The 9,581-nt window shown below is 51.3% G+C and carries 7 protein-coding genes; 5 read left to right on the top strand and 2 right to left on the bottom strand.

Annotation, left to right across the window (positions count from 1 at the left end):
- Together A918_RS22150 and A918_RS21665 are read right to left on the bottom strand one after the other, a co-directional pair.
- A partial coding sequence (locus tag A918_RS22150) for a hypothetical protein (RefSeq protein WP_022709463.1) occupies positions 1 to 196 on the bottom strand: 196 nt, incomplete at its 3' end.
- Between the two features lie 211 nt (positions 197 to 407).
- Positions 408 to 632, bottom strand: a complete 225-nt coding sequence (locus A918_RS21665; protein WP_156831371.1) for a hypothetical protein — start codon at positions 630 to 632, stop codon at positions 408 to 410.
- Positions 633 to 923: 291 nt separating this feature from the next.
- Here A918_RS21665 and A918_RS0102175 point away from each other — a divergent pair, with 291 nt between their 5' ends.
- From A918_RS0102175 to A918_RS0102195, 5 genes are all read left to right on the top strand, one after another.
- Positions 924 to 2,003 carry an HlyD family secretion protein gene (locus A918_RS0102175; protein WP_022709465.1) on the top strand — a complete coding sequence of 360 codons (1,080 nt, stop codon included), beginning with the start codon at positions 924 to 926 and terminating at the stop codon, positions 2,001 to 2,003.
- A gap of 2 nt (positions 2,004 to 2,005) precedes the next feature.
- On the top strand, positions 2,006 to 4,789 hold the full coding sequence (rbbA, locus tag A918_RS0102180) for a ribosome-associated ATPase/putative transporter RbbA (RefSeq protein WP_028233262.1): 2,784 nt from the start codon (positions 2,006 to 2,008) through the stop codon (positions 4,787 to 4,789).
- Position 4,790: 1 nt separating this feature from the next.
- Positions 4,791 to 5,903 carry an ABC transporter permease gene (locus tag A918_RS0102185; protein WP_022709467.1) on the top strand — a complete coding sequence of 371 codons (1,113 nt, stop codon included), beginning with the start codon at positions 4,791 to 4,793 and terminating at the stop codon, positions 5,901 to 5,903.
- Positions 5,904 to 5,965: 62 nt separating this feature from the next.
- Entirely contained in the window at positions 5,966 to 7,150 is a 1,185-nt protein-coding gene (locus A918_RS0102190; RefSeq protein WP_022709468.1) for an acetate/propionate family kinase, read from the top strand.
- 16 nt (positions 7,151 to 7,166) lie between these two features.
- Positions 7,167 to 9,557, top strand: coding sequence for a phosphoketolase (locus A918_RS0102195; RefSeq protein ID WP_022709469.1), 2,391 nt, complete (start codon positions 7,167 to 7,169; stop codon positions 9,555 to 9,557).
- Positions 9,558 to 9,581: the final 24 nt, after the last annotated feature.

The following is a 9,581-nucleotide window of genomic DNA, read 5'->3' on the forward strand; positions in this document are numbered from 1 at the left end:
CATAACCTTGTACAACAGCAACCAGTGGGTACTTTCCCTTGATTGCCACGGGGATATAACCATTCGCCGATAGCTGACGAAGCCATTGAGATGTAATACCCAACAGTGAAGATGCCCCACTCGTTGACAGCATTTCTTCACCCGTAAGGTCGATTATTGCGGACGAGGTCGAAGATGTTGTGGCCTTTTTTGCCATTTCGATTTTCCTCAAAATGCAAAGCAAACTCCGATTTTCCAAATTTGGAAAACGCTCATATTTAGGGGTGCAGCGTGACCGCACAGCTTGCCTATGGAGTAAGGTACCTTTTCTTTGCCCCTTGACGTCGCGATGCAGAGACGCACAGAGGGGGGGGGAAGGCAAATGAATGATTTACTACCATGAACCGTTCCGCGCTTGTACAGCCCGTTCAATCGCACAAATGGGCAAGCTTGTTGTTGGATTGTTCAATTCGAGTAAGGGTGCGCGGATAGAGATCGACATGTCGAGTAACTGGCCATCCACTGACTTCAGTCACAACAATAAGAACTTCCTCCTGAGGTTCAAGTTCAAGACGTTTATGTAGAGTCGCACGACTCGCTGTATGCTGTTCGGCGAAGGTCATTGCGCCATTAAAGTCCAGATGGGCAATCATTTGATCTACCTTGGCCTTTAATTGGTCTTGCAAAATTCAAATCCAAATATCGCTTCCATTATTGCCTAGGATCACGTCATGCGTCAAAAAAGAAGAAACTCAATCCATAATAGCACAGATATTGTCCGATTTAGACTGGAACCAACATAAATAAAAAATGATGCTTTTTGGGGCAGAATGTAACTTTTATTACAACAAAAAGAAATAAACAGTATTGACTGCAATCAATGACATTTATTGATTCATATAACACCTCATAGACAAAGTTTCATATAAACTCAGGCATAGTAAATGATCAAAAGCAAATTGATTCGGTTTAAGAAATACACTTTTGTTGTCGTTACAGTCCTGCTTGCTGGAGGCGGATATTATACATGGCAACAACTGAATAATGACAACCTACCCGAAGGCATTGCCTCCGGAAATGGACGTATTGAAGCCGTTGAGGTCGACATTTCCACCAAAAGTGCCGGTCGTATTCGTCAAATTCTGGCGGATGAGGGTGATTTTGTGAATGCCGGCGATGTTCTGGCGCAGATGGATACCGATCAGGCCGAAAGCCAGCGTCGTCAGGCTGAAGCACAGTTGCGCCGTGCAGAAATCAGTATTGAAACAACCCGTAGCCTTGTAGCACAGCGTGAAGCAGAACAAAAAGCAGCTGCTGCCATCATCGCACAACGCGAAGCACAACTAGATGCCGCGCAGCGCCGCTTGGTACGCTCGCAGCAGCTGAATGAATCCCGTACTGTCTCCCAGCAAATTCTCGATGATGACCGTGCCAATGCCCGTGGCGTTGAAGCGGCAGTGAGTGCTGCCAAAGCGCAGCTGGCTGCAACTGAAGCCGGTATTAGCGCCGCCAAAGCGCAGGTTGTTGATGCGGAAGCAGCCGTTGATGCTGCTAAAGCCGCGATTGCAACAATTGCCGTTGAGATCAATGATGCCAGTTTGAAAGCACCCAAACCGGGTCGCGTTCAATATCGTATTGCCCAGCCGGGTGAAGTGATTGCTGCCGGTGGCCGTGTGCTCAATCTGGTTGACCTGAGCGATGTTTATATGACGTTCTTCCTGCCAACTGCACAGGCCGGACAGGTCGCAATCGGTGCTGAAGCCCGTATCCTTCTGGATGCTGCACCGCAATTTGTTATTCCGGCCAAAATCAGTTTTGTTGCCGACGTTGCCCAGTTCACGCCGAAATCCGTTGAAACGGAAGAAGAGCGCCAGAAGCTGGTGTTTCGCGTAAAAGCCAAAATCCCGCAGGAACTGCTGCAAAAACATATTCAGCAGGTCAAAACCGGTCTGCCGGGCACTGTCTATGTTAAGCTGAACTCTGAAGCCACATGGCCACAGAACCTTGCGGAACCTGTACAATGAACATGGATCTGGTGAGCGATAACAGCGCGGACGATGAACCTGTCGTCCGCATACAGAATGTCAGCCTGACCTATGGCGCCAAACAATCCCTGTGTGATCTGACGCTGGATATTCCGACTGGTCGCATGATCGGCCTCATTGGCCCTGACGGCGTGGGGAAATCCAGCTTGCTGTCACTGGTTGCTGGTGCGCGTATTATGCAGCAAGGGCGCATTGACGTGCTGGGCGGGGATATTGCTGACAAGCGCCATCGCCAGTCCGCTTTTCCTCGTATTGCCTATATGCCGCAAGGGCTGGGTAAAAACCTATATCCGACCCTGTCGGTCTTTGAGAATATTGAATTCTTCGGCAGATTATTCGGCCATAACAAGCATGAACGTGAGCGCCGAATTACGGATTTGCTGGCACGCACCGGCATGTCGCCTTTTGCGGATCGTCCTGCCGGTAAACTCTCCGGCGGGATGAAGCAAAAAACCAGTCTTTGCTGTTCGCTGATCCATGATCCTGACCTGCTGATTCTTGATGAGCCGACCACCGGCGTTGATCCTCTGTCGCGCCGCCAGTTCTGGGAGCTGATCGACGATATCCGCAAAGATCGCCCGGGTATGAGCGTGATTGTTGCCACGGCCTATATGGAAGAAGCCGAGCGTTTCGACTGGCTTATTGCTATGAATGACGGGCAGATCCTCGCCAGTGGCACACCAAAAGAGCTGATGCAACAAACCGGCACATCGAATGTGGATGATGCCTTTATCGCCTTATTGCCGGAAGAACTGCGCCAAGACCATCATAAGGTGGTGATCCCGCCGCGTGATGAAAGCATCACGGATATTGCCATTGAAGCCGAGCATGTCACCGTGCGTTTTGGTAAGTTCACAGCCGTTGATAATGTCAGCTTCCGTATTCCGCGCGGCGAGATTTTCGGCTTCCTCGGCTCCAATGGTTGCGGCAAATCCACGACCATGAAAGTGCTGACCGGCTTGCTGCCTGCAAGTGATGGTATTGCCCGCCTGTTTGGCCGTGAAGTTGATACCAAAGATATCGATATCCGCCGTCGTGTCGGCTATATGTCACAGGCTTTCTCGCTCTATTCAGAACTGACTGTGCATCACAATCTGGAACTCCACGCCAAATTATTCGGCATGGAAGAGGCCAGAACCAAACAGCGTATTACAGAGCTTTCACAGCGTTTCGATCTGACCGAGATGATGGATATTTATCCGGATGATATGCCGCTCGGTATCCGTCAGCGTTTGTCTCTCGCGGTCGCCCTGATCCATCAGCCGGATATTCTCATTCTCGATGAGCCGACTTCCGGTGTTGATCCGGTGGCACGTGATGCCTTCTGGCAAATCCTCGCCGATCTTTCGCGCAAGGATAATGTGACGATTTTCGTCTCCACCCACTTCATGAATGAAGCAGAGCTTTGTGACCGGATTTCCCTGATGCATGCCGGTAAAGTGCTGATCAGTGATACACCGGCTGCAATCACTGCCAGCTGTTCGGCAGCAACACTGGAAGAGGCGTTCATCGGCTATCTTGAAGATGCCATTGGCGAAACCGCACCTGCGCCGCAACCTGCCCATACAGCAGTTGCAGAACAGACAGCACAAACAGTAAAACGGGTACGAGAGCTTCCGGCTCCGTCTGCAAGCTGGATGCCTGATCTGCGCCGTATGCTCGCTTATACCAGACGCGAAACGCTGGAACTGCGGCGCGATCCGATCCGCGCCACACTGGCAATGCTTGGCAGTGTTATCCTGATGTTTGTGATCGGTTTCGGTATCAATCTCGACGTGAATAACTTAAGTTTTGCAGTGATTGACCGCGACGACACAACGATCAGTCGTGACTATATCCGCCAATTCTCCGGCTCACGCTATTTTATCGAAAAAGATCCGATACTTGATTATGACGATCTCGACCGGCGCATGCGAAACGGCGAGATCAGTCTGGCGATTGAGATACCACCGAACTTTGCCCGCGATGTCGAACATGGACGTCCTGTTGAAGTCGGCGCATGGATTGACGGTGCAATGCCGACGCGGGCAGAAACCATTCAGGGTTATGTGCAGGGCACGCATCTCAACTGGTTGTCGCAAAAAGCCCGCGAGCTCTATGGCAACACCACGGCCCTCACCAGTTTCAATATGGAAATCCGCTATCGCTATAATCCGGATGTGCAAAGTCTGGTAGCCATGGTGCCAGCGGTTATTCCGCTGTTACTGCTGGTTATACCGGCCATGCTCTCGGTGCTGAGTGTTGTGCGCGAAAAAGAACTGGGCTCGATTATCAATTTCTACGTGACACCGGTCACGAAATTCGAGTTTCTGATGGGTAAGCAGCTGCCTTATATCGGGCTGGCTTTCTTCAACTTCCTGATGCTGACCGCCTTCGCAGTGTTCATCTTTCAGGTGCGGTTTACCGGCAGTTTTCTGACTTATTCAACGGCTGCCTTGCTCTATGTGATTATCACAACAGGCATGGGGCTGGTGCTCTCCACTTTCATGAACAGTCAGATCGCCGCTATCTTCGGCACCGCCTTGATGACGTTGATACCTGCCGTGCAATATTCGGGTATCATTGATCCGGTTTCTTCTTTGCGTGGTGCAGGGGCTTTGATCGGTCAGATTTATCCGACAACCTACTTCACCACCATCTCGCGCGGGACGTTCTCGAAAGCGCTCAGCTTCTCTGATCTGGGCATGCCTTTTCTGATGTTGCTGATAACCATTCCGGTGCTGATGGTGCTGGGTATTGTTCTTCTCAAGAAACAGGCGCGCTGAGATGAGGATTTCCAATATATTCCGTCTTGGCATCAAGGAGCTACGCGGTCTTGCCCGCGATCCGATGCTGATGATCCTGATTGTTTATGCGTTCACACTGGCAATCTATACGGCTTCCAAAGCAATGCCGGAAAACCTAAACAATGCGGCGATCGCAATTGTTGATGAGGATCAGTCCCCGATCTCCGGCCGGATTACCACCGCATTTTATCCGCCTTATTTTGTACCGCCGAAACTCATCTCCACTTATGAGATGGACAAGCGCATGGATACCGGTCTGGATACATTTGCGCTGGATATTCCGCCGAACTTCCAGCGTGATCTTCTGGCCGGACGCAATCCGACTGTTCAGCTGAATATTGATGCGACGCGTATGAGTCAGGCCTTCAGCGGCGGGCGCTATGTGCAGGCCATTGTGACCAATGAGGTGAGCGAGTTTCTCAATCATTATCGCAGTGCCACTAAAATGCCGGTCGCGCAGAACCTGCGTGCGCGCTTCAATCAGGATCTGAACAAAGGCTGGTTCGGTGCGGTTACCAACGTGATTGCCTCGGTGACGATGCTGTCAATCATCCTGACCGGTGCGGCACTCATTCGCGAGCGTGAACATGGCACGATTGAACATCTGCTGGTGATGCCGGTCACCCCGATCGAGATCATGATCAGTAAGGTCTGGTCGATGGGGCTTGTGGTGCTGGTTGCCACGGCAATGTCCTTGCTGTTCATCGTCAAAGGTGTGCTGTCGGTACCGATCAATGGATCGATCATCCTGTTCCTGCTCGGGGTGGCACTCCAGCTTTTTGCCACCACCAGTCTCGGCATTTATCTAGCAACCATTGCCGGTTCCATGCCGCAATTCGGACTATTGATTGTGCTGATCCTGCTGCCGTTGCAGGTTCTCTCCGGTGCAATGACACCGCGTGAGAGCATGCCGGAAATCATTCAGAATATCATGCTGGCAGCACCAAACACGCACTTTGTGATTCTCGCGCAATCGGTGCTGTTCCGCGGTGCAGGATTAAGCGTGGTCTGGCCGCAGTTCCTCGCCCTCATGATTATCGGTTCCGTGCTCTTCTTCTTCGCACTCAAACGTTTCCGTAACTTCCTGAGGTGAGCTGACACAATAAAGCCTGCCTCACTTTTCCTGCAAAGCTGTTGATTATGGAAAGACTTGGAATGAATGATTTAATTCTCACATTCAATACAGGATCATCGACCGTCAAAATCGGCAGTTTTGAATGGAACGGCTCGTCTTTGCATAAATCCGCTAAGGCTGGCATTGATTTTGCCGCGTCTCCTTTGAGTTTTCATATGGAGCGCGGCAAAGAACGGCTGGATTTGCAACTGCAATCTGAGGCTTCTGCGGATATAGTCAGCGTGTTGAGCGAGGTTTTCGATAAGCTTTCTGCGCATATAGACCTGACCCGTATCAAAGCCATTGGTCACCGTGTGGTGCATGGCGGCGATGTTTTTACTGGTCCTGCATTGATTGATGAACGCTCAATTCAGGCCATTGACGATTTGTCGGCCTATGCGCCGTTGCATCAGCCTAAAAGTCTGGCGCTGATTAAAGCGATCCACCAACTTTTCCCTAATATTTTGCAAACAGCCTCTTTTGATACAGCCTTCCATCGCACCATGCCGGATGTGAACCGCCGGTTTGCCATTCCGCGGGAAATGCATGACCAAGGCATCAAGCGCTATGGTTTTCACGGACTCTCTTATCAATCCATTGCACAACATTTTAACGAGCTTGACCCGGATTTAGGCCGTAAGAAACTTGTTGTTGCCCATCTTGGCAGCGGCGCCAGCCTTTGCGCACTTAGAGAAGGCAAAAGCGTTGATACCAGTATGAGTTTCTCCACGCTGGACGGTATTCCGATGGCAACGCGCTGCGGAAATCTAGATGCGGGTGTGCTGCTGCATCTGTTGAGCCAGCAGAATATGAACGCCGATGAGTTGACTGATATGCTTTATCATCGCTCCGGTCTGCTCGGTGTGTCCGGCATCAGCGGAGATTGTCGTGACTTGTTGGCAAGTGAGGCACCTGAAGCAAAGCAAGCTATTGATCTCTTCACCACACGCATTGCCGGTGAAATCAGTCGTCAGGCGACCAGCCTTGGCGGGTTGGATACCATTATTTTCACCGCAGGTATTGGCGAACATCAGCCCGAAATCCGCACCCATATTGCCAGAAAATTACAATGGCTGGGCGTCGAACTGGATGGTGTGGCCAATGATAAAAATGCTTTCCGCATTAGTACACAATCAAGCAAAATCGCGGCTTTCATGCTCGCAACTGATGAAGAGCAAGTGATTGCTGCGGAAACCCTCACTGTTTTAAACCAATCCTCCCAATAGGTTAAGGAATTTTGGAATGAATAATCAGACTGGCGCCCAGCCGCTTACTCCGGATCAGCTGAAACTGACCGACCGCTATTGGCGCGCGGCCAATTACCTCTCCGTCGGGCAGATTTATCTGATGCAAAATCCGCTGCTGCGTGAGCCTTTAAAACCTGAACATGTCAAGCCGCGTTTGCTCGGCCATTGGGGCACTACACCCGGTTTGAACTTCATCTATGTACATCTCAACCGCATCATTAAAAAGCGCAACAAAGATGTGCTGTATGTCTGCGGCCCCGGTCACGGTGGCCCTGGCATGGTGGCGAATACCTATCTGGAAGGCACTTATACGGAAACCTATCCCGATATCACCGAAGATGTTGACGGAATGCAAAAACTCTTCCGCCAGTTCTCGTTCCCGGGCGGTATTCCAAGCCATGTGGCACCGGAAACTCCGGGTTCCATCCATGAAGGAGGCGAGCTTGGCTATGCGCTTGTGCATGCTTATGGCGCAGCTTTTGATAATCCCGATCTCGTCGTTGCCTGTGTTGTCGGTGACGGTGAGGCCGAAACCGGCCCCTTGGCGGCTGCATGGCATTCTAACAAATTCCTCAACCCGAAGCGCGACGGCGCGGTGTTGCCGATCCTGCATCTGAATGGCTATAAAATCGCTAATCCGACCCTGCTTGCTCGTATGTCAGATGAAGACCTGTACAGCCTTTTCACAGGCTATGGCTATGAACCATTTTTCGTAGAGGGCCACGAGCCGGAAGCCATGCACCAACTGATGGCTGCAACTTTTGACCGTGCTTTTGATCGTATCAAAGCCATTAAAGAGCAAGCCGATCTTAAATCTCCGGAGCGTCCGCGCTGGCCGATGATTATCTTCCGCAGCCCCAAAGGCTGGACAGGGCCAAAAGTGGTTGACGGCAAAATGGTGGAGAACCATTGGCGCTCCCATCAGGTGCCGGTTGCCAATTGCCGCGCAGATGATGCCCACCGCAAAATCCTTGAAGACTGGATGCGCAGCTATGATCCCGAAGATCTGTTTGACGCAAGCGGCAAGCTGAAACCGGAACTGCGCGCGCTCGCACCAAGCGGTGAAAAACGCATGGGCGCTATTCCGCATTCCAATGGTGGCTTGCTGCGTAAAGACCTGAAAACACCCGATTTCCGCAAATATGCAGTCAATGTTAGCGAGCCGGGTGCGGTACAGGAACAAACCACCAAAATCCTTGGTGATTATCTGCGCGATGTCCTCTGCCTCAATGATGAGGATAAAAACTTCCGTGTCTTCGGGCCAGATGAAACGGCGTCCAATCGCCTTGGCAGTGTTTTTGAGGCAACCGACCGCGTCTGGATGGCTGAAACGCTAAACAGTGATGATCATCTGGCCGCCGACGGCCGCGTGATGGAAGTGCTCAGTGAGCATTTGTGTCAGGGCTGGCTGGAAGGCTATTTGCTGACCGGTCGTCACGGCTTCTTCTCCTGCTATGAAGCCTTTATCCATATTGTGGATTCAATGTTCAACCAGCATGCCAAATGGTTGCAGGTCGCGCGCGAACTGCCATGGCGCAAACCGGTTTCATCGCTCAACTATCTGCTGACCTCCCATGTCTGGCGGCAGGACCACAACGGCTTCTCCCATCAGGATCCGGGTTTTGTCGATCTGGTCGCCAATAAGAGCGCCGATATTGTCCGCGTTTATTTCCCGCCGGATGCCAATACACTGCTTTGGGTGGGTGACCACTGTCTCAAAACATGGAACCGTGTGAATGTGATCGTTGCCGGTAAGCAGCCATCACCACAATGGCTAACCATGGATGAAGCAGAAAAGCATTGTGAGGCCGGTCTTGGTAAATGGGATTGGGCAGGCAGCGAAGATGGTATGGAGCCTGATCTGGTGATGGCTTGCGCCGGTGATGTACCGACCATGGAAACTCTGGCCGCCGCCGCAATGTTGCGTGAAGCGCTGCCGCATTTGCGCATCCGCGTAGTCAATATTGTTGATCTGATGGCACTGCAATCACCGCAGCATCATCCGCATGGTATTGCCGACAGTGAATTTAATGCGCTTTTCACCACTGATCGTCCGGTAATTTTCGCTTATCACGGCTATCCGTATCTGATCCACCGGCTGGTTTATAAGCGCACCAACCATCCGAACTTCCATGTGCGTGGCTTTATCGAAAAAGGCACAACCACAACGCCCTTTGATATGGCTGTGATGAACGAACTTGATCGTTATAATCTGGCGATTGAAGCGCTTAACCGTCTACCTTTGGCTGCCGGTATAGCAGACCCGATTATCGCGTATCTTCAAAAAAAGCTTCAGCAGCATCATGACTATGTGCGTGAGCATGGTGAGGATATGCCGGAAATCCGTGACTGGAAATGGCCGCATAGCCGCGTAGCCAAGAGCTGATTGCAGATATTTACCGGGGGGGGG

The sequence above is a fragment of the Pseudochrobactrum sp. AO18b genome, from assembly GCF_000409565.1.
Lineage (GTDB): Bacteria > Pseudomonadota > Alphaproteobacteria > Rhizobiales > Rhizobiaceae > Pseudochrobactrum > Pseudochrobactrum saccharolyticum.

Coding starts and splice junctions, on each gene's coding strand:
- A918_RS21665 (WP_156831371.1), bottom strand. CDS start 632: ATGATTGCCCATCTGGACTTTAATGGCGCAATGACCTTCGCCGAACAG.
- A918_RS0102175 (WP_022709465.1), top strand. CDS start 924: ATGATCAAAAGCAAATTGATTCGGTTTAAGAAATACACTTTTGTTGTC.
- rbbA (WP_028233262.1), top strand. CDS start 2,006: ATGGATCTGGTGAGCGATAACAGCGCGGACGATGAACCTGTCGTCCGC.
- A918_RS0102185 (WP_022709467.1), top strand. CDS start 4,791: ATGAGGATTTCCAATATATTCCGTCTTGGCATCAAGGAGCTACGCGGT.
- A918_RS0102190 (WP_022709468.1), top strand. CDS start 5,966: ATGAATGATTTAATTCTCACATTCAATACAGGATCATCGACCGTCAAA.
- A918_RS0102195 (WP_022709469.1), top strand. CDS start 7,167: ATGAATAATCAGACTGGCGCCCAGCCGCTTACTCCGGATCAGCTGAAA.